Source organism: Photorhabdus heterorhabditis (genome assembly GCF_018448905.1).
In the GTDB taxonomy this organism is placed as follows: Bacteria; Pseudomonadota; Gammaproteobacteria; order Enterobacterales; family Enterobacteriaceae; genus Photorhabdus; species Photorhabdus heterorhabditis.
The window spans coordinates 161,550-188,003 of the sequence record NZ_RCWA01000004.1 but is presented as its reverse complement, the minus strand read 5'-3'; the positions used below and the strand labels follow the sequence as shown (position 1 = coordinate 188,003).

22 protein-coding genes and 1 pseudogene are annotated in these 26,454 nt (G+C 42.5%); 11 read left to right on the top strand and 12 right to left on the bottom strand.

All coding sequences use genetic code 11. The annotated features are described in order from the left end of the window. Positions 1-38 precede the first annotated feature (38 nt). Positions 39-470: an IS200/IS605 family transposase gene (gene tnpA, locus EAE89_RS04370; protein ID WP_214085430.1), complete on the top strand. Its 432-nt coding sequence runs from the start codon at positions 39-41 to the stop codon at positions 468-470. Between the two features lie 89 nt (positions 471-559). On the opposite strand, the gene ribD is transcribed toward tnpA, so the two are convergent. From ribD to queA, 7 genes are all read right to left on the bottom strand, one after another. Further along, positions 560-1,669 (bottom strand): bifunctional diaminohydroxyphosphoribosylaminopyrimidine deaminase/5-amino-6-(5-phosphoribosylamino)uracil reductase RibD, encoded by a 1,110-nt coding sequence (ribD, locus tag EAE89_RS04365; protein ID WP_200905774.1) that lies wholly within the window; start codon positions 1,667-1,669, stop codon positions 560-562. A gap of 7 nt (positions 1,670-1,676) precedes the next feature. Continuing rightward, a complete protein-coding gene (gene nrdR / locus EAE89_RS04360) occupies positions 1,677-2,126 on the bottom strand; it encodes a transcriptional regulator NrdR (RefSeq protein WP_041382373.1) in 450 nt (149 codons plus the stop codon). A gap of 115 nt (positions 2,127-2,241) precedes the next feature. Then, positions 2,242-3,210 (bottom strand): protein translocase subunit SecF, encoded by a 969-nt coding sequence (gene secF / locus EAE89_RS04355; RefSeq protein WP_054480430.1) that lies wholly within the window; start codon positions 3,208-3,210, stop codon positions 2,242-2,244. 10 nt (positions 3,211-3,220) lie between these two features. Continuing rightward, a complete protein-coding gene (secD, locus tag EAE89_RS04350) occupies positions 3,221-5,068 on the bottom strand; it encodes a protein translocase subunit SecD (RefSeq protein ID WP_072161916.1) in 1,848 nt (615 codons plus the stop codon). Between the two features lie 27 nt (positions 5,069-5,095). Further along, positions 5,096-5,428: a preprotein translocase subunit YajC gene (yajC, locus tag EAE89_RS04345; protein WP_041382377.1), complete on the bottom strand. Its 333-nt coding sequence runs from the start codon at positions 5,426-5,428 to the stop codon at positions 5,096-5,098. A 146-nt stretch (positions 5,429-5,574) separates the two neighbouring features. Next, entirely contained in the window at positions 5,575-6,699 is a 1,125-nt protein-coding gene (tgt, locus tag EAE89_RS04340; protein ID WP_054480432.1) for a tRNA guanosine(34) transglycosylase Tgt, read from the bottom strand. Between the two features lie 177 nt (positions 6,700-6,876). After that, positions 6,877-7,944 (bottom strand): tRNA preQ1(34) S-adenosylmethionine ribosyltransferase-isomerase QueA, encoded by a 1,068-nt coding sequence (gene queA / locus EAE89_RS04335; RefSeq protein WP_054480433.1) that lies wholly within the window; start codon positions 7,942-7,944, stop codon positions 6,877-6,879. A gap of 104 nt (positions 7,945-8,048) precedes the next feature. On the opposite strand from queA, the gene EAE89_RS04330 reads away from it, so the two are divergent. The 4 genes from EAE89_RS04330 to ggt all read left to right on the top strand — a co-directional run bounded on the left by EAE89_RS04330 (position 8,049) and on the right by ggt (position 11,785). Continuing rightward, a complete protein-coding gene (locus EAE89_RS04330; RefSeq protein WP_054480434.1) occupies positions 8,049-8,645 on the top strand; it encodes an acyl carrier protein phosphodiesterase in 597 nt (198 codons plus the stop codon). A gap of 160 nt (positions 8,646-8,805) precedes the next feature. Further along, positions 8,806-8,997 carry a hypothetical protein gene (locus EAE89_RS04325; protein ID WP_149615843.1) on the top strand — a complete coding sequence of 64 codons (192 nt, stop codon included), beginning with the start codon at positions 8,806-8,808 and terminating at the stop codon, positions 8,995-8,997. 209 nt (positions 8,998-9,206) lie between these two features. After that, positions 9,207-9,809 carry a peroxiredoxin C gene (locus EAE89_RS04320; RefSeq protein WP_054480435.1) on the top strand — a complete coding sequence of 201 codons (603 nt, stop codon included), beginning with the start codon at positions 9,207-9,209 and terminating at the stop codon, positions 9,807-9,809. Positions 9,810-10,024: 215 nt separating this feature from the next. Then, on the top strand, positions 10,025-11,785 hold the full coding sequence (gene ggt, locus EAE89_RS04315) for a gamma-glutamyltransferase (RefSeq protein WP_214085429.1): 1,761 nt from the start codon (positions 10,025-10,027) through the stop codon (positions 11,783-11,785). Positions 11,786-11,927: 142 nt separating this feature from the next. Here ggt and brnQ read toward each other — a convergent pair whose 3' ends face one another. From brnQ to phoB, 3 genes are all read right to left on the bottom strand, one after another. Further along, a complete protein-coding gene (gene brnQ, locus EAE89_RS04310; RefSeq protein ID WP_054480437.1) occupies positions 11,928-13,259 on the bottom strand; it encodes a branched-chain amino acid transport system II carrier protein in 1,332 nt (443 codons plus the stop codon). Positions 13,260-13,608: 349 nt separating this feature from the next. Further along, positions 13,609-14,946 carry a phosphate regulon sensor histidine kinase PhoR gene (gene phoR / locus EAE89_RS04305; protein WP_214085428.1) on the bottom strand — a complete coding sequence of 446 codons (1,338 nt, stop codon included), beginning with the start codon at positions 14,944-14,946 and terminating at the stop codon, positions 13,609-13,611. Between the two features lie 23 nt (positions 14,947-14,969). Further along, positions 14,970-15,659, bottom strand: a complete 690-nt coding sequence (phoB, locus tag EAE89_RS04300) for a phosphate regulon transcriptional regulator PhoB (protein WP_054480439.1) — start codon at positions 15,657-15,659, stop codon at positions 14,970-14,972. A gap of 385 nt (positions 15,660-16,044) precedes the next feature. On the opposite strand from phoB, the gene sbcD reads away from it, so the two are divergent. The 4 genes and pseudogenes from sbcD (at position 16,045) to EAE89_RS24305 (ending at position 21,608) form a co-directional block, all read left to right on the top strand. Then, positions 16,045-17,322 carry an exonuclease subunit SbcD gene (gene sbcD, locus EAE89_RS04295; RefSeq protein ID WP_214085427.1) on the top strand — a complete coding sequence of 426 codons (1,278 nt, stop codon included), beginning with the start codon at positions 16,045-16,047 and terminating at the stop codon, positions 17,320-17,322. Positions 17,323-17,482: 160 nt separating this feature from the next. After that, on the top strand, positions 17,483-21,172 hold the full coding sequence (locus tag EAE89_RS04290) for an AAA family ATPase (RefSeq protein ID WP_214085426.1): 3,690 nt from the start codon (positions 17,483-17,485) through the stop codon (positions 21,170-21,172). A gap of 62 nt (positions 21,173-21,234) precedes the next feature. Then, a pseudogene (locus EAE89_RS24310) lies at positions 21,235-21,453 on the top strand (transposase); the annotation flags it as partial. Then, on the top strand, positions 21,414-21,608 hold the full coding sequence (locus EAE89_RS24305) for a transposase (protein ID WP_422615502.1): 195 nt from the start codon (positions 21,414-21,416) through the stop codon (positions 21,606-21,608). The pseudogene EAE89_RS24310 and the gene EAE89_RS24305, both read left to right, overlap by 40 nt. On the opposite strand, the gene EAE89_RS04280 is transcribed toward EAE89_RS24305, so the two are convergent. Beyond that, on the bottom strand, positions 21,568-21,711 hold the full coding sequence (locus EAE89_RS04280; RefSeq protein ID WP_167338264.1) for a hypothetical protein: 144 nt from the start codon (positions 21,709-21,711) through the stop codon (positions 21,568-21,570). The two genes, EAE89_RS24305 and EAE89_RS04280, sit on opposite strands and share 41 nt — an antisense overlap. 135 nt (positions 21,712-21,846) lie before the next feature. Continuing rightward, a complete protein-coding gene (locus EAE89_RS04275; RefSeq protein WP_054480442.1) occupies positions 21,847-23,802 on the bottom strand; it encodes a bifunctional 2',3'-cyclic-nucleotide 2'-phosphodiesterase/3'-nucleotidase in 1,956 nt (651 codons plus the stop codon). A gap of 410 nt (positions 23,803-24,212) precedes the next feature. On the opposite strand from EAE89_RS04275, the gene rdgC reads away from it, so the two are divergent. Both rdgC and EAE89_RS04265 read left to right on the top strand, forming a co-directional pair. After that, the gene (rdgC, locus tag EAE89_RS04270; RefSeq protein WP_054480443.1) at positions 24,213-25,124 is read left to right on the top strand and encodes a recombination-associated protein RdgC; all 912 of its coding nucleotides are present in this window, start codon (positions 24,213-24,215) and stop codon (positions 25,122-25,124) included. A gap of 414 nt (positions 25,125-25,538) precedes the next feature. Next, the gene (locus EAE89_RS04265) at positions 25,539-26,387 is read left to right on the top strand and encodes a class I SAM-dependent methyltransferase (RefSeq protein WP_214085425.1); all 849 of its coding nucleotides are present in this window, start codon (positions 25,539-25,541) and stop codon (positions 26,385-26,387) included. Positions 26,388-26,454: the final 67 nt, after the last annotated feature.

Here is a 26,454-nt window from a genome sequence, read left to right as displayed (position 1 = left end):
TCATTCATCTATTTTAACCGGTTAGGTGGATATATCAATTGAGTCATCAGCATGAGGCACTGGAGGGATTTCTCCGAAAACGGCACAGCGTCAGTAAACTGGTTGTGCATCTGATTTTCACGACAAAGTACCGTCGAAAGCTCTTTGACAGGCATATGATTGAGCAGCTACGGGAAGCATTCCTGTCTGCCGCCGCAAAGCTCGAATGCGAAATCATAGAGATGGACGGTGAGCAGGATCATGTACACCTTCTGGTCGCATACCCGCCAAAGCTGGCAGTGAGCGTGATGGTTAACAACCTGAAATCAGTATCATCACGGCTACTACGCCAGCAGAATACACATCTACGAATGCAGAGCAAAACAGGGTTGCTGTGGTCAAGATCGTACTTTGTCTGTAGCACCGGAGGGGCAACGCTCGAAACACTCAGAGCCTACGTTCAGAGTCAGTCAACGCCTGAGTGTTCTTGAAAGCCCCCCGGGCTTTTCGCCTTATATCCCCGCCCGCACTGGGCAAGGGTTTACGGCGTTTTTCGCTAACCCATATTTCATACATCCAATCAGTATACAGGCCGCAAGCGCAGGCGAAGATCCGGCCCGACTTGCTGTACATCAAAAATGTTAAATTCTGGCGCTTCGGCTAGATTTTTAAGTTCAGGAATAGTAAACAAACCACAAGCGGTATCACCCAGCACCTTTGGTGCGACATAAAGAACCAGCTCATCCACCAGCCCCAAGTTCAACAATGCGCCAGCCAATAACGGGCCGCATTCTGCCCAAACCGTATTCATCTGACGTTTGCCCAGTTGCATCATCAGTAACACTAAATCCACACCAGCATCACGAGCAGGCAGCAGTATTTGCTCTACATTTTCAGGCCAGTTATCTTCATCCGCTTTGGTTCGAGCCAACCAACAATGACCAGGTTGTTGTATGACCTGATGATGCGGAGCAACACGATTCTGACTGTCAACAATGACACGCACTGGCTGACGAAGATTTTCCTTCGGATAAACCGCCTGAGTTTCTGCATCCAATTCGCTCCAACGAACCGTCAAGTAAGGATTATCAGCCAGAACCGTGCTGCTGGAACTCAGAATTGCGCTACATTGAGCGCGGAGTTTCTGCACATCATAACGAGACTGTAATGATGTAATCCATTTACTTTCTCCGGAAGCCAGCGCAGTTCTCCCATCAAGAGAAGAAGCCATCTTCAATTGAATATACGGGAACCCTGTACGCATCCGCTTCAGAAACCCCCGGTTAAGGGATTCCGCTTCCGCCATCATCAACCCATGTTCTACTTCAATACCCGCCTGTTGCAGCTTATAAAGCCCTCTTCCCGCTACTTGGGGATTAGGATCTTGCATAGCAGTAACCACACGGTTGACACCAGCCGTAATCAAGGCATCAGCACAAGGAGGAGTTTTACCGTGATGATTACATGGTTCGAGAGTGACATAAGCGGTTGAGCCTTTGGCTTTATCTCCGGCCATCCGTAAAGCATGAACTTCAGCATGCGGGCCACCAGAACGTAAATGAAAACCTTCCCCAACAATCTGTCCATCACGCACAATTACACAACCAACGTTGGGATTAGGTGATGTGGTAAAACGCCCCTGACGCGCCAATTCAAGCGCGCGCGCCATATATTTTTCATCTCTATTCACTAGCTTATTAATCCTGTAATTTAGCAATCTCTTCACCAAATTCACGAATATCTTCAAAGCTACGGTAGACGGAAGCAAAACGGATATAGGCGACTTTATCCAATTTCTTCAACTCATCCATGACCAAATTACCAATCATTTTAGATGGAATTTCCCGTTCACCAGTAGCTCGTAACTGAGATTTAATATAGCTAATCGCCATTTCTACATCATCAGAACTGACTGGGCGTTTCTCCAGTGCTTTTTGCATACCGCGCCGTAATTTTTCTTCATCGAATGGCTCCCGGATATCATCACTTTTTATTACCCTCGGCATAACCAGCTCAGCCATTTCAAAAGTGGTGAACCGCTCATGACATTCAAGACACTGGCGCCTGCGGCGCACCTGCGAACCATCCCCGACCAAACGGGAGTCAATCACTTTGGTATCAACAGCAGCACAAAATGGGCAATGCATATCGTTTCCTGATGGTTAATACGAACTAAATTTACAGTTTATCCTTAATCTGAATAAAAAACACCCTGTCAGCCGGATACTCACAGGGTGTTTAAACAGCATTAAGGCCGAATCATTAAGGCAATAAAGATGGCTGATCAGCCCCTTCCTTTTCAACCTTTTGCTGGATCATGTGTTCACGCTTCATACCCAGTTTCAACGCTAATGCGGAAGCAACATAGATAGAAGATATCGTACCGATAGAAACACCGATTAACATTGCCAGTGAGAACCCTTTCAGCATCGCACCACCGAAAATATACAACATCAGTACCACCAATAAGGTTGTCGCAGAAGTCATGATGGTACGACTCAGTGTTTGGGTCAGAGATACATTCATAATTTCATACGACGTACCACGACGGATCTTACGGAAGTTTTCACGGATACGGTCAGAAACCACGATACTGTCATTCAGTGAGTAACCAATAACAGACATCAGAGATGCCACAATTGTCAGGTCAATCTCAATATGGAACAACGACAGTACCCCTAGCGTGATGACGACGTCATGCGCAAGCGCGAGAACCGCCCCCAATGCCAGCCGCCATTCAAAGCGGAATCCAACATAAATCAAGATACAGATAAGCGCCGCTAACAACGCCATGGCACCATTTTGAGCGAGTTCAGCACCAACACTCGGCCCAACAATTTCAACGCGATTTACACTCGCATCTTTATCAACGGTGTCATTGATGACCTTGATTACCCTTTTGCTCAGTTCTTCATTAGCAGCACCTGTAACCGGCGGCATACGCACCATCACGTCACGACTACTTCCGAAATTTTGCAATAGGGGATCTACAAAACCCGCTTTTGCCAGGTTATCACGCATTTTATCCAGATCAGCCGGTTTACTGAGCTTAATTTCGATTACCGTACCACCGGTAAAATCCAATCCCCAGTTAAAACCGCGAGTTGCCATCACAAAAATAGAAGCCACCAACAGCAGCAACGAAATTCCGAAAGCAACGTTGTCCCAGCGCATAAAGTCGTAGACTTTACGACCATGGTTCAATTGTTCAACAGTATAATCCTGTGCCACAACGAGCTCCTTAAATTGACAGCTTCTTAATACGCTTACCGCCATATAGCAGGTTCACGATAGCCCGCGTACCGACAATAGCAGTGAACATAGAAGTGGCGACACCAATTGACGTTGTTATCGCAAAGCCTTTAATTGACCCGGTACCAACAGCGTAAAGAATGACAGCCGTAATCAGCGTAGTCAGGTTAGCATCGACAATACTGGAGAAAGCCCCTTTATAACCTTCGTGTATCGCTTGCTGTACAGTACGGCCATTACGCAATTCTTCTTTGATACGCTCGTTTATCAACACGTTAGCATCAACTGCCACCGCCAAAGTCAGAACAATCCCTGCAATCCCCGGCATGGTTAGCGTAGCCCCCGGTAATAGGGACATTACACCAACAATCAGCACCAGGTTAGCCAACAGTGCACTACTCGCAATCAAACCAAATTTGCGATAGTAAATCACCATAAACAGGATTGATGCGATCAATCCCCACAAACAAGCTTCCAAACCTTGCTCAATGTTTTGCAGGCCAAGAGTTGGTCCTATAGTGCGCTCTTCCACAATCTGAATTGGCGCAATCAAAGCACCTGCGCGCAGCAGTAAAGATAACTGACGGGCTTCAGTTGCATTGGAAATACCAGTAATACGGAAATTATTCCCCAAACGGGTCTGGATATTAGCAATGTTAATCACTTCTTCATTTTTGACTAACACCGCCCGGCCATTAGCATCTTTCTTGCCGCTGTCTTTATATTCCACAAACAGCGTCGCCATTGGTTTACCAACATTGTCTTTGGTGAAATTAGACATCGCGGTACCACCAGCACTGTCTAGTGAAATATTCACCTCTGGCTGACCGTATTCATCCGTACCAGAGGTCGAATCTGTAATGTGATCACCCGTCAGAATAACGCGCTTATACAACACAACCGGATTACCATCACGGGTATTTTTCACCTCAGAATCACCCGGTACACGGCCTGACGCAGCCGCTGTAGCATCAACGCTGGAATTAACTAAACGGAATTCCAATGTCGCTGTCGCACCAAGAATTTCTTTAGCGCGGGCAGTATCCTGAATACCCGGTAATTCAACCACGATACGGTCAGAGCCTTGACGCTGAACTAATGGTTCTGCAACACCCAGTTGGTTAACACGGTTACGCAGAATGGTAATGTTCTGTTGCACTGCATAAGAACGGGCTTCGCGCTGACGCTCATCACTCATTACCGCTTTCAGGGTATTGTTTGTTCCAACACTGAACACTAAATCACGGTGACGGCCAGTGAGATAGCTCTCTGCATCAGAGCGAGCTTTTTCATCACGGAAACGGATTTCTACACCATAATTCTCAATTTTGCGGATGGTGGAGTAAAGAATACCTTTTTCACGTAAATCAGTGCGCAGGCCATCAATATTCTGCTCTTGCAGTTTGCCTAACGCGGTTTCCATATCCACTTCCATTAAGAAGTGAACACCACCACGCAAATCAAGACCCAGTTTCATTGGCTCTGCGCCAAGCTTACTCAGCCAAGTTGGTGTTGCTGGAGCCAAGTTCAATGCCACCACATACTGATCGCCCAATTCGGACATCAATATTTCACGGGCACGAAGCTGAATATCAGAATTACTGAAACGAGCAAGAATTGCACCATTTTCCAGCGCAATGGATTTACTCGTGATTTGATCTTTTTCTAAAACATTACGGACTTGGTCCAGCGTTCGCTCACTGGCGGCAATGCCTCGCGCGCCAGTGATTTGTACAGCCGGATCCTCACCATAAAGGTTGGGAAGTGCATAAAGCAAACCGATGAGGATCGCAGCGATCAGCATCAGATACTTCCACAAAGGATAACGGTTTAGCACGGCAGTTCCCTTCGGGAAAATCAGAAATTACAGAGCTTTCATTGTACCTTTCGGTAAAACGGCAGCGACGAAATCACGTTTAATGGTCACTTCAGTAGTGTCATTCAGCGCTACAACAACATAACCCGTGTCAGAAACTTTCGTGACACGACCAATCAAACCACCATTGGTCAGAACTTCATCACCTTTGGAAATGGAATCCATCAGCTTTTTATGTTCTTTCGTACGTTTCTGTTGTGGACGCAGGATCATGAAGTAGAAGATCAAACCGAAAACAACCAGCATGATGATCAAAGAATATGGGCTTCCCTGAGCCGGTGCGCCAGCAGATGCTGCTGCTTCAGAAATAAAAAAACTCATTAAACTTCCCTCATTGTTATCAAAATCGATAGTAATCAAAAACCAGCCGCAATATGCTATACACACCGAAACCAGTCAATCACTACTAACTACCTATCCCATTAACCACTTATGCAACACTTCCACCGATTAGGATAGGTTATAAGTCAAACATTCAATAGCGGAACCGGTTTACCAATCCGCTGATAAAAATCTTCAACAAACTGCTCAAGATTACCTTCTTCGATAGCTTTACGGAGCCCAGCCATCAAGCGTTGATAATACCGCAAATTATGGATAGTATTCAGCCTTGCACCCAAAATTTCGTTACAACGATCAAGATGATGCAGATATGCTCGGCTATAATTTCGGCAAGTATAACAATCACACTGCTCATCTAGCGGTGCAGTATCTTCTTTATACTTGGCATTACGAATTTTAATGACACCTTCTGTAACAAAAAGATGACCATTGCGGGCATTACGGGTTGGCATTACGCAATCGAACATATCAATGCCACGGCGAACCCCTTCTACCAAATCTTCTGGTTTCCCTACCCCCATCAGATAACGCGGTTTATCCTGCGGGATTTGCGGACAGACATGCTCAAGAATGCGGTGCATATCTTCTTTAGGCTCTCCTACCGCTAAACCGCCTACAGCGTACCCATCAAAGCCAATCTCTACCAGACCTTTTATTGAGATGTCACGTAAATCTTCGTAAACACTACCCTGAATAATACCAAACAATGCGTTTTTATTCTGCAATTCATCAAAACGCTTACGACTACGCGCCGCCCAACGTAAGGACATTTCCATCGAACGTTTCGCATAATCCCAATCAGCAGGATATGGCGTACATTCATCAAAAATCATGACAATATCGGAACCCAAGTCATACTGGATTTCCATTGATTTTTCCGGGCTAAGGAAAACCGGTGTACCATTAATTGGGTTACGGAAATGAACACCTTCCTCTTTGATTTTTCGCATCGCCCCAAGGCTAAATACCTGAAACCCTCCTGAATCTGTCAAGATCGGGCCATGCCATTGCATAAATCCATGCAAGTCACCATGAAGCTTCATTATTTCCTGTCCGGGACGCAGCCACAGGTGAAATGTATTGCCCAGCAGGATCTGCGCGCCAGTTTCTTTCACTTCTTCCGGCGTCATTCCTTTTACTGTGCCATAAGTACCAACAGGCATAAATGCTGGAGTTTCTACAACTCCACGCTCAAAAACCAAGCGGCCACGACGAGCTTGACCATCAGTAGTTTGTAATTCAAATTTCACTTAACCTCCAGGCATCAGATAAACAGTCTGATGCTGTTACTTAAAAAACGTTTGAAACCAAGGCGGAGTGGATATTTACGGACAAACAGTGATCCCGACAAAACGATATCCAGACATATCCTTCTCAGGAATCCTCAACGACACACTCCCGCTGATTGTATACATTATGATAATGAATTAAGAAATTTTTTCCTCGAAAGCCAATGGGTTACGACGAATAAACATGGCATCACCATAACTAAAGAAACGGTATTTTTCTGCCACTGCCTCTTTATAAGCATTCATCGTATTTTTATAACCGGCAAATGCAGAAACCAGCATAATAAGTGTCGATTCCGGCAAATGGAAATTCGTAATCAGGGCATCAACAATCTGATATTCAAAACCCGGATAAATAAAAATCCGTGTATCACCAAAAAATGGCGCAATTAATTCATCTTTACAAGCTTTTGCTGCACTTTCCAAAGAACGGACCGACGTTGTGCCGACAGCGACGACTTTATTACCTCGCGCTTTACATGCCAGAACCGCATCAACCACATGCTGGGGTACCTCAGCATATTCCGAATGCATAACATGGTCTTCGATAGTTTCTACACGCACTGGCTGGAAAGTCCCAGCGCCCACATGCAAGGTAACAAAAACCATCTCCACGCCTTTTTCACGCAGAGCTTCCAATAACGGCTCATCAAAATGAAGCCCCGCCGTTGGCGCCGCTACTGCACCGGGACGTTCACTGTATACCGTCTGATATAGCTCGCGATCCGCCTCTTCATCGGGGCGATCAATATAAGGAGGCAAAGGCATATGACCAACATTATCCAGAATGGATAGCACATCACGCTCATCCTCAAAACGTATTTCGAACAGGGTATCATGGCGGGCCAGCATGGTTGCTTTTATACTCTCATTATCCCCCAGCAGCAGCTCAGTTCCCTCTTTCGGCGCTTTAGAAGCACGCACATGTGCAAGTACTCGCTTATCATCCAAAATTCGTTCAACCAGAACTTCCAACTTACCGCCAGTGGCCTTTCGGCCAAAAATACGCGCAGGTATTACCCGGGTATTATTGAAAACCAGCAAATCTCCAGTATTCAGTTTATTGAGAACATCCGTAAAAACACCATGCGTTAACGCCCCTGTTTCACCGTCAAGAGAAAGCAGACGGCAGCTACTGCGTTGTGGTTGAGGATAACGAGCAATCATTTCGTCAGGAAGTTCAAAAGTAAAATCGGAGACACGCATTATATTTAATCATTCAGAAAAACAAGCGGACTAGTCTAGTGCCACAATTCTGAGGGTGCAACAAATAAGCACATAACTTCGCTGATTTATATTATAATTACTGGATGAATTTTCTCGCTCACCTTCATTTAGCTACTCTGGCTGAAAGTTCCCTACTAGGAAACTTAATGGCGGACTTTGTTCGAGGTAATCCAGAGGGGCAATACGACGCTGATGTAGCCGCTGGTATTCGCATGCATCGGCGTGTTGACGTATTAACAGATACCCATCCATTGGTTATTCAAGCCCGTCACTTGTTCAGTGCGCCATATCGACGGGTTGCGCCGATTACTTTGGATATTATCTGGGATCACTTCCTTTCCCTGCATTGGAATAAACTGGTACCTACTTACTCGCTACCCGCATTTATTCACCATGCCCATAATCAGATAGAACCCCATCTTTATAAAACTCCTGAAAGCTTTCAGGAACTGAATGAATTTTTATGGCCACAAAACTGGCTGATCCGCTATGCAGATCTTCCGTTTATCGCAAATGTATTAAAAGGAATGGCTCGAAGACATCCCAGGTTATCGGCCTTATCTGGTTCATTTCAGGATATAGAGCGACATTATTCTGATTTAGAAGCACTATTCTGGCAATTTTATCCCTATATGATGAATAAAGCAGAAAATAAGGGCTTCTACTGTCCAACTCAATAGGCATTATTACCCCTGTAAATAATTTCCTAACGGCCAGCCTTTGACTGGCCGTAGATGAATAGTAGGAAACTCTTTTTATAAACAAATGTTTTATACCCAATAGATTTCAAGATGCGTCGCGACGGCAAGGGAGCGAATCCCCGGGAGCAGAGATAACTCTGTGACCGGGGTAAGTGAGTGCAGCCAACAAAGAGGCAATTTGAAAGATAACAGGTATAATCGCGGTTGTATTCGGAAAGATCTTTATCAGGGAAACCTAAACGATCCATTTACTTTGTCTGTCGTTATTCAGCACGACGATAACCCCAGTGGTAATGGTGCGCCAGAAATTACCATCCTCGCCACGGTCTAATAACCTAATGAAATGGCCTTTTAATACGAATCCTGCTAAACCTTTGCAAAAATATCCCTGTTTTCTTAAGGTAAAGAAAATAAAAATAAGGTATTGATAGGTAAAATCTATTGCAAAAATTAGTATTTTTTCCTTTATTGGTGTACGCTAATTCCTTATTCTATATCCAATTTTTACACAAACCCCGATCAAAATTACAGGAGTAAATTATGGTTCTGGTAACCCGTCCAGCCCCCGACTTTACAGCAGCAGCTGTTCTCGGTAATGGCGAAATCGTTGAAAATTTCAACCTAAAAAATCATCTGAACGGTAAGCCTGCCGTTATCTTCTTCTGGCCGATGGACTTTACTTTCGTATGTCCTTCTGAACTGATCGCATTTGACCACCGCTACGAAGAATTTAAAAAACGTGGTGTTGAAGTCGTTGGTGTTTCTTTTGATTCTGAATTCGTTCACAACGCTTGGCGTAAAACCTCTATCGAGAAAGGCGGTATTGGCGAAGTTAAATATGCAATGGTTGCTGATACTAAACGCGAAATTCAAAAATCCTACGGCATTGAGCATCCAGATGCAGGCGTAGCTCTGCGTGGTTCTTTCCTGATCGACAAAAATGGCATTGTCCGTCACCAAGTCGTTAACGATCTGCCACTGGGTCGTAACATTGACGAAATGCTGCGTATGGTTGACGCACTGCAATTCCACGAAGAGCACGGCGATGTATGCCCTGCACAATGGGAAAAAGGTAAAGAAGGTATGAGTGCTTCTCCAGACGGAGTTGCTAAGTACCTGTCCCAAAACGCTGCTAAACTGTAAGCTCAAACGTTACCAATATTTAACCAGTTGGTTTATTCCAACTGGTTTTTTATTCTGAAATTCCTCATTTTGCCACCTTGCGCACAAAAAAACAGCCTTCCAGATAACTATCACCTCTTATAATTAAATTTACAATTGGTTAACATTAAAATTTGTACAAAAGTAAATATTTCTACTTATAAAAATCACCTCACAAAATAACAGGAGTTCTCAACATGTTAAAAACATGGAAAACACCACTGGCTATAATATCCTTACTTATCTCCTCTCATCTTTATGCAGCTTCTGAACCTGCCGTTGAAGCTAAAAATGGCATGGTTGTATCAGCTCAACATCTTGCTTCACAAGTTGGTGTAGATATTCTCAAAATAGGTGGAAATGCGATTGATGCAGCTGTTGCTGTTGGTTATGCCCAAGCCGTTGTCAACCCATGCTGTGGCAATATCGGCGGCGGTGGCTTTATGACAATTCATTTAGCAGATGGCACTGATACCTTTATTAATTTCCGCGAGACTGCACCAAATGCAGCAAACGCAAATATGTATCTGGATAAAACAGGCAATATTATTAAAGGTGCCAGTTTATATGGCTATCTGGCAGTCGGTGTGCCGGGAACAGTCATGGGACTGGACAGTGCCCTGAAAAAATACGGCAAACTAAGCCGTGAACAAGTCATGGCACCCGCGATTAAGCTAGCACGTGAAGGTTTTATACTGACACGAGCAGACACCGATATTCTGGACACTACAATCGAACGTTTTCGCAAAGATCCAGAAGCGGCCCGCATTTTCCTGCGTAAAGATGGTTCCCCTTATCAACCGGGAGATAAACTGGTACAAACCGATTTATCGAATACATTGGAGTTAATTGCCAAAAAAGGGCCGGAAGCTTTCTACCATGGAGATATTCCTAAATTAGTCGCAGAAGCAGCTAAAAAATCAGGCGGTATCATCACCGAAGCCGATTTTGCCAATTATAAAATCTCAGAAACGACACCAATCACCTGTAGCTATCGTGGGTACAAATTTATCTCTTCACCTCCACCAAGTTCAGGAGGGGTAACAATGTGTGAAACATTGAATATTCTGGAAGGCTACAACCTCAAAGAAATGGGATTCAATTCTGCTGATTATGTTCACACACTGACGGAAGCAATGCGTCATTCCTATATGGATAGAAATACTTACCTTGGCGATCCGGAATTTGTCAAAAACCCAATCGATCGCTTATTGAGTAAGAGCTATGCTGAATCTTTACGTAAAAATATAAGACCCGGGGAAGCAACAAGATCAGAAAACGTTCAACCCGGTGTTGGACCACATGAGAAACCAGAAACCACACACTACTCAATTGTAGATAGCGAAGGTAATGCAGTTTCAACCACCTATACCATTAATGGGCTGTTTGGGGCCGTTGTTATTGCACCTGGGACAGGTTTCTTCCTTAATGATGAAATGGATGATTTTACAACTAAAATTGGTGAGAAGAATCTGTATGGGCTTGTTCAGGGAGCAACGAACTCCATTGCCCCCGGTAAGCGTCCACTATCATCGATGAGTCCGACACTTGTCACTAAAGACAATAAGATATTCCTTGTACTAGGTTCCCCAGGTGGCTCTCGTATTATCTCCATCACCCTGCAAGCGGCTCTGAATATCATCGAACACGGTATGCAACCTCAAGAAGCCGTCAATAGCCCACGTATTCATCATCAATGGTTACCAGATGAAGTATATTATGAACAACGTGGTCTTTCTAAAGATTCACTGAATCTACTGAAAAAAATGGGATATAAGATGGTGGAACAAACACCATGGGGTGCCGCTGAGGTGATTATGGTTGGTTTGCCGAAAGCTGTTGCTTCAAATACCGATTCTTCAGGTAACGATGCTGCCGTATCGGGTCAGGTGCGTGAAAAACATTTCTATGGTGCCAATGATGTTAGACGTCCGGCAGGTGCTGCTATTGGTTACTAATAACCAATAATTCAGGAAACAAACAATCCATGTAAGAGAAAAAATTTCAAAATACCGGGATGGGATATCCTTTTCTTAATAATCCCATCCCATACTTTCCTTAAACATCTGACAATAGCAAAAAGTCAGATAAAACAGCTCATCATTGATGAATCTGACTCTCGCGTGTACCAGAACGCCCCAGAACACGGTCATAGATACCAAACATAATCAGAATCAACAGGGATGGTGCTAACCAAGCCAACCCTTGATCAGCCAACGGTAAACGCGTTGCCCAATCTGGTAATAAATGCACCAGCATTTCAGATGACTTGATGGCATCTAAAATACCAAACAACAGGCTAATTAGCATAACTGGGGCGAGAATACGGGTGAAATTATTCCACCAGCCGAAAGTGAAGCTCAGCACAATCAGAACGATACACGGTGGATAAATAGCAGTCAGTACTGGTATAGAAACCTTAATCAAATAACTCAAACCAAGGTTAGAAGCCAGCATGGAGAACACTCCAAGGATCAGCACCAGTGAACGATAAGACAGAGGCAAATAACGGCTAAAAAACTCAGCACACGCACAAGTTAACCCAACTGCCGTCACCATACAGGCGACAAAAATCAGTACCGCCAAGAAAATACTGCCCACACTACCAAAAGTATGCTGAACATAGGCATGCAAAATTACAGCGCCGTTCTCTGCATGAGGAACTAATGCACCAATACCCGAACCCAGTTTAAACAGAGACAGATAAACCAGCACCAGACCAATCCCAGCAATCAATCCTGCCCACATCGCATAACGAGTCAATAATGAAGATGAAGCAACACCTCTTGAACGCGCAGCATTAACAATGACAATACCAAATACCATAGCCCCCAAGGTATCCATCGTCAGATAGCCATTAACAAAACCGCTAGAGAATGGGATTTGCTGATAAACATCAATTGCAGGAATTGAACTACCCGCCGGCCAAAGTAAAGCGGCAACACCAAGTATACCTAGCGCTAGCATTTTGATGGGTGCTAACACATGCCCAACCGTATCAAGTAAACGGCCAGGATAAAGCGAGACAGCAATCACCAAAGTAAAATAAATCAGACTGTAAATAAAGAGCGGTAATTCACCTGAACCCGTAAGAGGAGCAATTCCCACTTCAAAAGAGACTGTTGCAGTACGTGGAGTTGCAAATAAAGGACCAACAGCCAGATAACACACCGTAGCAAGCAACAGACCAGCAACCTTACCAATTGGTGAACTCAGCGCTTCAATACCTCCACCTACTTTTGCCAACGCAATGATTGTAATTACGGGTAGACCAACCGCAGTGGTTAGAAAGCCTAATGCCGCCAGCCAAACATATTCACCCGATTGCAATCCCACCATAGGCGGAAAAATAATATTTCCGGCTCCCACAAACAGGGCAAAAGTCATAAACCCTAATGCCCAAATATCCTTAGATGATAAACGATGTGTCATAATGATTATTAATGTTTTTTTACCATTTTAATGGTTTGAATAGTATAAATACCACCAATAATTAGGCACATATTGGCAATATTGAACCCCAATTTAACGATTTATTATCAAAATAATATTCACTGGTATCTGTTAAATACAGAATTATAGTAACTATTATAGACAGAATCGCCAGCAACTGCCCACAAGTAAAACTTTTATAGTGCTAGAAGGCAATAGATAAACCAGAATGCAGAACTATATACCACACTCTTTTTTAAATTCAGTGATTGCTGTTAGCTATCATTGAATACACACTATATGATTTGTGTTTTTTTTGACCTGATAAGCTAATGATTAATTGCGGAGATTAATTATTACTTTTAATCAAACTATCCTTATCTCTTTTACCGGTTATTTTAGTCGGTACAATCAGTCCTATCGGTAAAGTAAAACTGAAGGTTGTTCCTCGTCCTATTTCACTGAGGACTTCAAGATGAGAATGGTGATGATGTAAGGCATGTTTAACAATAGCAAGACCGAGACCACTTCCCCCCGTTTGCCTGGAACGGGCCTTATCTACCCGATAGAAACGTTCAGTTAAACGAGGTAAATGTTCAGCACTGATACCCTGCCCATTGTCTTTCACTGCAAACTCAGCGCCATGGGAATTCTTTTTCCAATTGATATCAATCTGAGTCCCTTCCGGGGTATGGTTAATAGCATTATAAACCAGATTCGACATCGCACTGCGTAGCTGCTCTTCATTACCAAAAACTTTCAATTCTTCACTAATATCGAAATTAATTTTATAACATCCATTACCAAGCGCCGTCGCTTCCTGACGCAATACCTTAAGCATCAAAGGCACATCAACTATTTCATTCATATCAATCTGAGGAGCGACTTCGATTTTAGACAACTGCAATAATTGCTTCACCAAACTGTCCAGCCTCCGGGCTTGCTCCTGCATGGTATTCAACATTTTCTTATTCAGCGAACCACTTACATCCTGATCCTGCATCACTTCCAAATACCCCTGCAATACAGTTAGAGGAGTACGCATTTCATGGCTGACATTTGCAAAAAAATCACGGCGGGCATTTTCTAATGTTCGTTTCTGTGTCACATCTCTGGCAAGCATTAATAATTGCCCTTTAGAGTAAGGCATAACTCGGAATTCAACAGTGAAGCCATTATTTAATTCGATCGATAACGGTCGTGAAAAATCCCGGGAAAGAACATATCGGTTAAAATCAGGATAGCGAAGTAAATTAAAAATATGCTGCCCATTGTCTTCGGGCCAGCGGAACCCGAGTAAATGTTGTGCTAAGCGGTTACACCAGAAAATGTTACCCTCAGTTGTCATCATAACAATGGCATCTGGCAATGACTCAGCCCCACTGCGAAAACGTTTGATCAAAAGAACCAGTTCACGGCGTCGCTTCCGATTTCGTTGTTGCATCTGGTAAATACCATAGAAAATAGGCTCCCATCCCCCTCTTCCCGAAGGTGGCAACATACTGCGATCCAACCATAACCAATCCGAAAGTTTCAGTAAGTTATAGCCATGCCATATCAGCACCAAAAATACCGAAACAAACAAACACCAAGCTAAGTGCCCAATAAACATCGATAAAATTAAGGCAGGTAAACAGAAAAGAAACAGTTCTGAAAGCAGTTTCTTCCAAGATAAACGTTCTAACACATTAGATTCTCCGGTGCGCGGACTTAGTAACGGGTAGAAAAACGATAACCAGTACCACGAACAGTCTGGACCATTTTATCATGACCACCGATTTCTAATACTTTACGTAAACGACGAATATGCACATCGACAGTTCGGTCTTCGACATAAACATTTGCTCCCCAAACATAATTGAGCAACTGTTCACGGCTGTAGACCCGTTCAGGATGAGTCATAAAAAAGTACAGTAATTTAAATTCAGTCGGCCCCATATCCAGCACTTGATCCTGGCTAGTCACCCGATGAGAAATTGCATCCAAAATCAGGCCATCCATTTCAATGATATCTTCCATCATCATGGGTGAAATACGCCGCAATACCGCTTTAACTCTGGCAACCAACTCTTTAGGGGAGAAAGGCTTAGTTATATAGTCGTCTGCCCCGACATCCAGACCACGAACCCGATCTTCCTCTTCACCCCGGGCCGTCAACATCATCACGGGAATATCTCGAACATGATTATCTCGTTTCATTTGCTTTATTATCTGCAAACCAGAACCACCCGGGATCATCCAATCCAGCAATACCAAATCAGGATAGGGTTCAGATAAACATGCCAGCGCTGAATCGTAATCCTCCGCTTCTATCGGCTGATACCCATTTTTTTCCAATACAAAACAAACCATCTCACGGATTGGAGTTTCATCTTCAACTACCAGAATACGTCTTGTCATGGTCAATCCTGTTAATCTATTGAGATATACCCGTTATCTTTCAAGTTGCCTCTTTGTTGGCTGCACTCACTCACCCCGGTCACATAGTTATCTATGCTCCCGGGGATTCACTCCCTTGCCGTCGCGAAGCATCTTGAAATCCATTGGGTATAAGCGCTACTTAATTTTAAAAAGTATTATGCGTCAGTTTTATGACAAATTTATGAAATCCTGCCTCCGTTATCCCTCACCTGCAATCTGTTTCGCAATAATTAATTTAACAATTGTCATTTTCATAATGAAATGAGAAGCGACTCGGAGATATATTCACGAAATCAGATTTAAGAATGATATCCAGATTACAATCGTTATAATCATCTTTCACCTTAACGAATTGCGGGGAATTATGCGCATTATTCACACTTCTGACTGGCATCTTGGTCAATATTTTTTTACAAAAAGCCGAGCTGCTGAACATAAACATTTTCTGCATTGGCTGGTTGAACAGATTAAAAATTACCAGGTCGATGCATTGATTGTTGCCGGAGATGTGTTTGATACCGGCTCACCTCCCAGCTACGCCCGTGAATTGTACAATCGCTTTGTTGTTGAACTGCAACCTACTGGCTGTCAGTTAATTATCCTTGGAGGCAATCATGACTCAGTAGCAACGCTGAATGAATCAAAGGAACTACTTTCCTGCCTGAATACCACCGTTATTGCAAATGCTGAAGAAGATCCACAAAAACAGATAAAAATACTCAACACTCAGGACGGCAATGCCGGTGCAATCCTCTGTGCAATCCCTTTTCTACGACCAAGGGATATTATGACCAGTCAAGCGGGCCAGTCAGGTGAACAAAAACAGCTGGCATTACAGGAAGCTATTGCAGAGCACTATCATCAACTGTACCGACAAGCCTGTGAATTACGTGATCAACTAAATATCCCTTTACCTATCATTGCTACCGGGCATCTGACCACTATTGGCGCCTCTGTCACCGATTCAGTTCGGGATATTTATATTGGTACACTTGATGCCTTCCCAGCGCACGCTTTCCCGCCGGCAGACTATATTGCACTTGGGCATATTCACCGGCCACAAATCGTCGCTAAATCTGCACATATTCGTTATAGCGGTTCCCCCATTCCACTCAGTTTTGATGAAGTGGGACAGGAGAAAAGTCTCTGTTTAGTGGAATTTACTCAATGCAAGCTAGAATCCATTAAACTTTTACCCGTTCCTCAATATCAGCCTATGCAACTTATTAGAGGCAACCTGCAACAAATTGAGCAACAGTTACAGACTCTTAATGATTATAAAGGTGAGCAACCTGTTTGGTTGGATATCGAAGTTGCAACACAAGATTACCTCCATGATATCCAGAAAAGAATTCAATCAATGGTTGCAGAACTTCCGGTAGAAGTCATTCTGCTACGACGTGCCAAAACACAACGACAAAATATGTTGACGAAAGAAAACAGAGAAACCCTAACAGAACTCAGCGTTAACGAAGTTTTTGCCCGGAGGCTTGAGCAAACAGAACTTAACGACGAAGAACATAAAAAACGTCTGACCACTCTTTTCGAACAAACACTGAATGACATCTATAACCCAATAGATTGCAAGATGGATCGCGACGGCAAGGGAGCGCAGCCAACAAAGCAGCAGCTTGAAAGATGAAGGGTATATACCCAATAGATTGCAAGTTGCAGTGCGGCGGCAAGTGAACGCATCCCCAGGAGCATAGATAACGATGTGACTGGGGTAAGTGAACGCAGCCAACAAAGCAGCAGCTTGAAAGATAAAGGGTATATCAGAATAAAAACAAGGAGGAACAGACATGAAGATCCTGAGTCTACGGCTAAAAAACATTAATTCATTACAAGGTGAATGGAAAATTGATTTCACAGCAGAGCCGTTTGCCAGTAATGGTCTATTCGCAATAACCGGCCCTACCGGGGCAGGTAAAACCACCTTACTGGATGCTATCTGTCTTGCGCTTTATCACAAAACACCACGCCTGACGACGATTTCTACCTCACAAAATGAACTGATGACCCGCCACACAGCAGAATCATTGGCTGAGGTTGAATTTGAAGTGAAAGGCGTCGCCTATCGCGCTTTCTGGAGCCAACGGCGAGCGCGTAATCAACCCGACGGCAACCTGCAAACGCCCAAAGTCGAACTCGCATGCAAAGAGGACGGCAAAATCTTGGCTGATAAAGTTCAGGATAAGGAAGAGAAAGTCACTGAAATTACCGGATTGGATTATGGCCGTTTCACCAAATCCATGTTGTTATCCCAAGGCGACTTTGCCGCATTCCTCAATGCTAAAGCGAATGAACGGGCTGATTTATTGGAAGAATTAACCGGTACTGAAATTTACAGTATTTTATCTCAGCAAATTTACCAGCAATACAAAGAAGCACAATCAGAGCTAGGGATTTTGCAAGCCAAAGCATCTGCCATTGATTTACTAACAGAAGAACAATATCAACAATATCTGGAACAACAGCAACAACTCATACATTCTGAATCACAGCTGAATCAGCAGATAAAAACACTGCAACATTCGCAACAATGGCTGATTCGTGAAGAAGAACTCCAGCAATTTGCTACTGAAAATCATGCGGCTTTACAACAAGCAGAAAAAGCACTTACCCACGCAGAACCACAACTACAAAAACTGGCTAGCAGTGAACCAGCAGAAATACTTCGCCCATTACTGGAGGGCAAGAATCGAACTCAATCTGAATACCAGAGAATCAGTAAACAGTTGGCAGATATGCATCAGCAACTTCATCAACAACAGCAAACTCTCACACCAATACAGCACAAAGTAACTGATTCAGAGTCGGCCCAAAGAACACATCAACAATACCGGCAACAGCAAGAAAAACTGATATCAGAGCAAGTGATTCCATTGGATCATCAAATTGATATTCAGATTAAAGATCTTAATCTTACTCAACAACACATCAATGAACAAAAAGCAGAGTTTGAAAATACTAATCAGCAATACAACGTGGCAAACCAACATGCTCAGTCATTAACCAGCCAAAGAAAACAATTGGAAAATTATTTTGAGCAGCAACCTCATCATCAATATTTCGGTGAAAAAATTACTTTTTGGCAACACCAATTCTCCTGGTGGCAAGACCAGCAACAACAGATTAATCAGCGGACCCAAAAGACAGATAAACTCACGACTGAGCTAACACAATTCAATGATAGTCTGAATAAGCAACAAAAAGATTTAAAACAACAGATTGAAAATAGCCAACCGCTGAAACTGGCATTTGAACAAGCAGAGCAGCAATTCTTTAATCTGCAAAAGCAATATTCACAGGAAAAATTAAAAAAACAATTCATTGAATATCAGCAACAGCTGACTCTACAACACAAATTGGAGGTATTGTCCCCTCAGATCCTGCAATTACAAACAACTATTGCCAGTAACAATATTCGCTTACAACAACCAGAAAAATTATTAAAAGAACTTCCTATACAAATGGAAGTTGCTGATAAACAACTTTCAGAAAAACAGCAACATCTGGAAGATCTTTCTCAACGTATTCAATTAGAACAAAAGATTGTCAGTCTGGAAAAAGAACGAGTACAACTTAAGGAAGGCGACCCTTGCCCTCTTTGCGGCTCTGAACATCATCCAGCTATTCAAGCTTATCAAAATATTGAATTGCCAAAATCAGAACAACGGCTAAAAGATTTACGTCAGCAATCTGAAGAATTGCAAACAACCAAAATATCGTTGGTCAATAAAAAAGAATTTCAACAACAACAATACAACCATATTTTGCAAGAAATTGCAGATGCTGAACTACAACTGAATTCATTGACTCAACAATGGCAACAAACTTGTGAAATATTACAAACTGAAATTTCTCCGTTAGATAAACCAGCACTTGAAGCATTTGTGCAACAGAACCAATCTGCTTATCAGCTTTACCAAACTCAATTAACCGAATTTGAACTAGCAGAAAAAGAGTATCAAAAAACAGAAAAAACACTGACAGCTCATCAAGAGCACATTAAAGAAATTGAGCACAGAGTTGGACTAGATAAACAACAATATGATGCCCGGAAAATATCTCTGTCTGAACTGCAACCAGAGATACAGCAGCAGCAGCGCAAGCTAACTGATGTTATCGAAAAAATAAACTCGGAATTACAAGAATATAATTTACCACTGCCAATTCTAAATGATGCTGAGAACTGGCTACAACAACGTAGAAATGAGTGGCAGATATATCAAAACTGCCGGGAAAACTGGCAACAGCTCCAAAAAGAACAAGCTGTCGTTCAAAGTCAGATTGAATCATTGAATAAACAGAAAGAAGAATACACATCCCGTTTAAACGGGTTTCATCAAAAAGAGCAACAACAAAAACAGCAACTCGAAAAGATGCAACAACAACGCCAAGAGCTATTTGGTGAACAATCTGTTGCGAAAATAACTCAAGCACTACAGCAACATTCTCAGAAGCTAGAAGAAGAGTGCAAACAGGCATTATCACATTTGCAACAAGCACAATCTCATATTAACCAACTCACCGGTGCAATTGATGAGACAGAAAAAAACTGTAACCAAGCTGAGCACCAAAAACAGCTGGCAGAACAAAATTTCACTTCTGCATTAACCGAAAGCATCTTTGTCGATCAAAGTACCTTTGAAACAGCACTGTTATCACCAGAACAACGTAAGGAATTACAACAACTCAAAGGACAGCTTGAACAACAACAGGTGCAAGCCAAAATCTTATGTCAGAAAGCCGCAGAAACCTTACAACAACACCTGAAAAATCGTCCTAAGTTGTTTGATCAATATACAAAACCACAACTCATTGAACAGTTGGAAAATATTATTGGAGAATTGAAAAGAAACACACTACAACAAGGAGAATTGAAAAACCTGATTAGTCATGATGCAGCCCGCCGTCAACAACAAAAATCCTTGTTGGAAGAAATCAACCATTGCCGACAAAATTATGATGACTGGAGCTATCTTAATAACCTGATAGGCTCGGCAGATGGCGCTAAATTCCGCCGTTTTGCCCAAGGTCTGACGCTAGATCACCTGATTCATCTTGCCAATCAACGACTGAACAAACTCCACGGACGCTACTATTTGCAACGCAAAAATAGTGACGGACTTGAACTACAAGTCGTTGATACCTGGCAAGCCGATGCCATCCGTGATACCAAAACACTTTCCGGTGGAGAAAGTTTTCTGGTCAGCCTCGCGCTAGCTTTAGCTTTATCTGATTTAGTCAGCAATAAAACCTGTATTGATTCGCTATTTCTGGATGAGGGCTTTGGCACACTTGATCCAGAAACCCTGGATATTGCTCTTGATGCTTTGGATAATCTGAATGCTTCCGGGAAAACGATCGGCGTCATAAGCCACGTCGAAGCCATGAAAGAACGTATCCCTGTACAGATCAAAGTGAAAAAAATTAACGGACTTGGGATAAGCAAACTCGCACCTGAGTTTCGCTATACCAGACAGTGAGTAAAAAAAGAACAAGGTACTCAAATGAGCAAACAGAGGAACGATGAAATCCTGTTTGCTCAATACGTTACTCCTATATTATCGTTTTCATTCAAGGACTATCTCAGCAGGTATCATTAACAAAATGGCCTGACAAAATAAGAGGCTATTTTGCCCGTGTATGTGCCAATTTTGATGTTGAACTGGTTGAAATGGAGGGCGGACAAGATCATGTTCACCGGCTAATTAATTACCCCCTAAATTGGCGGTATCTAATCGGGTTAACAGCCTCAAAGGGGTATCAAGTCGATTGCTTCGCCGAGATCATCCTGATATTGCACAGCGCTATTACTACAAAGGTGTTCTTTGGACACCGAGTTATTTTGTGGGCAATTGTGGCGGTGCGCCAATATCAATCATTCGCCAATACATTGAGCAACAGCAAACACCCAGTTAGTCTGAAAACCGCGCCTTATATCCCTGCCCTGAGCTGGCAGTAAACAAAAAACCTCTTCCTCCAGAAGTGATTCTAAAGGTTCAATCACTTCTGGTTGTCGCACAACCAGCAACCAACAAAACGAATGCTACCGACAATAAGTTAAAGAAACGCATCATATTCCTGACGGGAAATCATTTCCCTGCTGTGGGTAAAAAAGCAAAAACCTGCCCAAACAGAGGGCAGGTGGTTATTAAAATTATTTTTTTTCAGTTAGATCAATTTGATACACTGCAAAACCAACTTCATCATTTTCCAGATATTTCACTGGATATTGGGAAAACTCTTTGATGAATTTCGTGGCTTTCTCTCCGGGAGACGTTTCGAAACGGATATCCAGTTTCTTGTCAGTTTTGATCGGCATGATTACCCAATTATTATTCGCCTTGGTCACTACCATCCCTTTTTCTTTAGACACTTTGACAATGTAAGAAGCCAGGATAGTACGATTCTCATCTGGTGATGCAAATGCAATATTGTTTTCGCCTGTACCAGCAAATTTACCGCCATATGCACGGTAATTATTGGTAGCAATCAGGAAATTAGCGTTAGGATCGATTGGTTTACCTTGATAAGTCACATCCTTGATACGGTTAGCCCCTTGATTGATGACCTGACAATCCACGTCATATTTAGCTGGCTGAGTTATGTCAATTTTATAATTCACACCACTAATCGTATCGAAGTTATAAGTACGGAAACCGCTCCAATTCAACAGATACTGGGGTTGAGTGGAATTTGGATCGATTTGGTTATACATGCCGGCAGAACATTCCAACCATTCAATCACATCTGCACCGGTTGCCTTCACAACAACCAACGTGTTTGGGTACAGATACAGATCCGCTGCGTTACGGAACGTCAGATCGCCTTTTTCAACTTCAACAAAGTCTGCTGGCGCATTCTTACGACCACCGACCTTGAATGGAGCCGCTGCGGCCAAAACAGGAATATCGGCTAAATCAGGATCACCCTGAATGAAATGCCGTGTGTAATCTGCCTGCGCATCATTCACGATCTGCACTGTTGGATCGCTTTGGATCAAAGCCAAATAGCTGTACATATTGGCAGAGGCTTTACCAATAAATTTGCCAACAAAACTCTGAGTTCCCCGATGGGCTTCATCGATAATTTTGACTAATTCACTATCGCGTTCAACCAATGCCTTTTTATTTATTTTGTCATAAATCGGACGGGCTTCAGCTTTTGCTTCCGTCACCTGCCATGACCCGCCATCATTGTTGATAACCAGATCAACAACACCTAAATGATCCCCCCACTGACCTGGCATGACTGCCGGAATACCGTTAACAGTTCCGCTGGCAATATCAACACCTTTAATGTCTGCAAATTCTTTACTTGGAAACACACCATGCGCGTGACCAAACATAATCGCATCAATGCCAGTGACTTCACTCAAGTAATAAACCGAGTTTTCAGCCATTGCTTTATATGGATCTTTGGAAAAACCAGAGTGAGGAATCGCAACAATCAAATCTGCGCCCTCTTTTTTCATTTGAGGAACAAATTTTTTCGCGGTTTCAGTAATATCGTTAACCACGACTTTTCCGTCCAGATTGGCCTTATCCCAAATAGAAATCTGTGGCGGTACAAAGCCGATATAACCGATCTTAATGGTATGAGTTTTACCATCCCGATCTTTAACCGGTGTATCAACGATAATATAAGGAGTAAAATAGTGCTTACCGGTTTTAGCATCCAAGATATTGGCATTGATATACGGGAATTTCGCCCCAGCAATAACCTTCTTCAAATAATCCAAGCCAAAATTAAACTCATGGTTACCAAAGTTACCCACGGTATAGCCCATCGTATTCATTAACTGATACGCCGGATGAACTTCTCCTTTTTTAATGCCCTTGGCTGCCATGTAATCCGCTAGCGGACTGCCTTGAATCAGGTCACCGTTATCGACCAGAATGGTGTTGGTGGCTTCTGCTTTGGCTGCTTTAATTAAATTCGCTGTACGTATCAAACCAAATTGTTCAGTGGGTTTATCTTTGAAATAATCGAAATCAATCAAATTACTATGAACATCAGATGTTTCCATTACCCGCAAATCAACTGTTGCAGCATTTACATTGAATGCGACCAATAAGGCTAATGTTGAGACTTTCGACACATTCTTAACCATTTCACACCTCTTTTTAGATTAATGCAGGAAAGCCTTGATGACTTTCCTTACAACTTTCAACTTAGAAGTACAGACACGCTTCTGTTGCCAAAATAGTCTGTTTTTACCTTATAAACTGGATTGTCACTGCACGCATCATCATATTCCGTTACAACGAAAAAACGCAGGCTATTGTACTGAGAAACTGAAAAACGTTTATCTAAACCAACAGGGTAAGCTTGTTTTTTTATAATTAAAAGTATCCGCATTTCCATTACACAAAGAGCCGACTGCATACCCACACTAAAGCCGACACTCATTCAGGATAAATTGACACAAGATACTAGGGCTTAACTCTGTGATTCGCTATCATGCTGCCTTATGTTTGAGATGCTCACCCGATTAAATGAGCAAAAATATGGGGTAACTTCATGTTGTGGTTCAAAAATTTAATGATTTACCGTTTAAACCGGGAAATTTCACTTTCTGCGGATGAACTGGAAAAACAATTGAGTCCGTTAGCATTCACCCCATGCGGTAGTCAGGATATGGCGAAAACAGGCTGGGTGCCGCCAATGGGGTCGAACAGTGACGCTTTCACTCATGTTGCGAATAATCAAATCCTGATTTGTGCCCGCAAAGAAGAAAAGATGTTACCTTCACCGGTTATCAAACAGGCACTACAGGCAAAAATTGAAAAACTGGAAGGAGAGCAGCATCGCAAACTTAAAAAAACAGAGAAAGATTCTCTGAAAGATGAAATATTGCATACTCTGTTACCACGGGCGTTTAGCCGATTCAGCCAAACTTATATTTGGATCGATATCGCCAATAATTTGATTATTGTTGATGCTGCCAGTGCCAAACGGGCTGAAGATAATCTGGCATTACTGAGAAAAAGTCTTGGTTCTTTACCCGTCGTTCCTCTGACATTTAAAGACCCGATAGAATTAACACTAACAGAATGGGTACGTTCCGGCGATTTACCGACGGGCTTTGCTTTAATGGATGAAGCCGAACTAAAAGCCATTTTGGAAGAAGGTGGCGTAATTCGTTGTAAAAAACAAGATTTGATCTCTGACGAAATTGCCACCCATATAGAAGCAGGAAAATGTGTCACTCAATTGGCTCTTGATTGGGAAGAACGTATTCAGTTGATGTTGTCAGATGATGGTGCTTTCAAACGCATAAAATTCAGTGATACATTGCGTGAGCAAAATGATGACATTGACCGGGAAGATTTTGCCCAACGATTTGATGCTGATTTTATTTTAATGACAGGTGAATTAAGTGCACTGATTAAAAGCACCATTGAAGCACTAGGCGGCGAAGCAGAAAAATAACTGCAACCTTTAATACTCTTTGCCGCTTTGAATTATTTTTCAAAGCGGCATTTAACTGACAGATAATAGTAAGTGAATAGTCATATACCCAATAGATTTCAAATTGCAGCGCGGCAGCAAGTGAACGCATCCCCAAGAGCATAGATAACGATGTGACTGGGGTAAATGAACGCAGCCAACAAAGCAGCAACTTGAAGGATGAAGGGTATAAATTATAGAAAATTAATTTTATTCGCTATCATCTTGTCACAAAATAACCCAACTGAATAATGGCATTCAGCAGATTACCCGCTACAATTGATCTTTCGCCTAAAGAATACAACTCTGTAATTTAAAACAAAACCGTAAAAATCGTAGTAAACAATATTACTCAATTTAGTAAAAGGTAGAAAATAGTAAAAGGTAGAAAAACAGATGAATAAAGAATTTCACGAAGCCAACCGTTTATCATGGAATGCTGCCACTATTGCCCATAACAGCCATAAAGGTGATCAAGCTGCTTTTTTCAAGCAAGGAGGTAATACACTCTACCCAGAGGAATTATCATTATTAGGTGATATAAAAGGTCTCAACATCTTACATCTGCAATGTAATTCTGGTCAGGATACATTGAGTTTAGCCCAATATGGCGCCAATGTAACCGGGGTCGATATTTCTGATGAAGCTATTAATTTCGCCCGTCAATTGTCGGCCGACAGTGGCATTCCAGCACAATTTCATCGAGCCGATATTTTCGATTGGATGGAGCAAGCTATTACAAAAAATCTAAAATTTGACCGAGTTTTTTGCTCTTATGGTGTATTAGTTTGGCTTTCTGATCTGAAACATTGGGCCGAACTTATCTCACAATTATTAACACCAGAAGGGAAATTTATACTAGTTGAATTTCATCCTTTTGCTCTCTATTTTAATGCACAATGGCAACCCCATTACGACTATTTCCGAGAAGGTGCAATAATTGAAGAAAGCGGTATCCACGATTATGTTACTGAATGTGCTGAAACACTCTGTTTGAACGAAATTGTAGAAGGCATTACCGATTTCCAAAATCCTCATCATAGTTATGAGTTTTATTGGGGAATTCACGAAGTCCTAAACGCGTTGATACAGGCAGGATTACACATTGAACAATTCAATGAATACCCTTATTCCAACGGATGGGGGGAATTTGCAGGCATGCGTCATATTGGCGGCGGCAGAATGGTCCAACCGGAAGGCATGCCCCGTATGCCACTGATGTATAGCGTGCTGGCAGGAAAATAACCAGACAACTCACACAATAATCGCCAGTCTATTGCTCGTTCTCCCCTTACTGGCGATAATATCTGCC

Coding starts and splice junctions, on each gene's coding strand:
- EAE89_RS04265 (WP_214085425.1), top strand. CDS start 25,539: ATGAATAAAGAATTTCACGAAGCCAACCGTTTATCATGGAATGCTGCC.
- ggt (WP_214085429.1), top strand. CDS start 10,025: ATGTTAAAAACATGGAAAACACCACTGGCTATAATATCCTTACTTATC.
- nrdR (WP_041382373.1), bottom strand. CDS start 2,126: ATGCATTGCCCATTTTGTGCTGCTGTTGATACCAAAGTGATTGACTCC.
- yajC (WP_041382377.1), bottom strand. CDS start 5,428: ATGAGTTTTTTTATTTCTGAAGCAGCAGCATCTGCTGGCGCACCGGCT.
- EAE89_RS04320 (WP_054480435.1), top strand. CDS start 9,207: ATGGTTCTGGTAACCCGTCCAGCCCCCGACTTTACAGCAGCAGCTGTT.
- sbcD (WP_214085427.1), top strand. CDS start 16,045: ATGCGCATTATTCACACTTCTGACTGGCATCTTGGTCAATATTTTTTT.
- queA (WP_054480433.1), bottom strand. CDS start 7,944: ATGCGTGTCTCCGATTTTACTTTTGAACTTCCTGACGAAATGATTGCT.
- EAE89_RS04290 (WP_214085426.1), top strand. CDS start 17,483: ATGAAGATCCTGAGTCTACGGCTAAAAAACATTAATTCATTACAAGGT.
- EAE89_RS04330 (WP_054480434.1), top strand. CDS start 8,049: ATGAATTTTCTCGCTCACCTTCATTTAGCTACTCTGGCTGAAAGTTCC.
- phoB (WP_054480439.1), bottom strand. CDS start 15,659: ATGACAAGACGTATTCTGGTAGTTGAAGATGAAACTCCAATCCGTGAG.
- EAE89_RS04275 (WP_054480442.1), bottom strand. CDS start 23,802: ATGGTTAAGAATGTGTCGAAAGTCTCAACATTAGCCTTATTGGTCGCA.
- brnQ (WP_054480437.1), bottom strand. CDS start 13,259: ATGACACATCGTTTATCATCTAAGGATATTTGGGCATTAGGGTTTATG.
- rdgC (WP_054480443.1), top strand. CDS start 24,213: ATGTTGTGGTTCAAAAATTTAATGATTTACCGTTTAAACCGGGAAATT.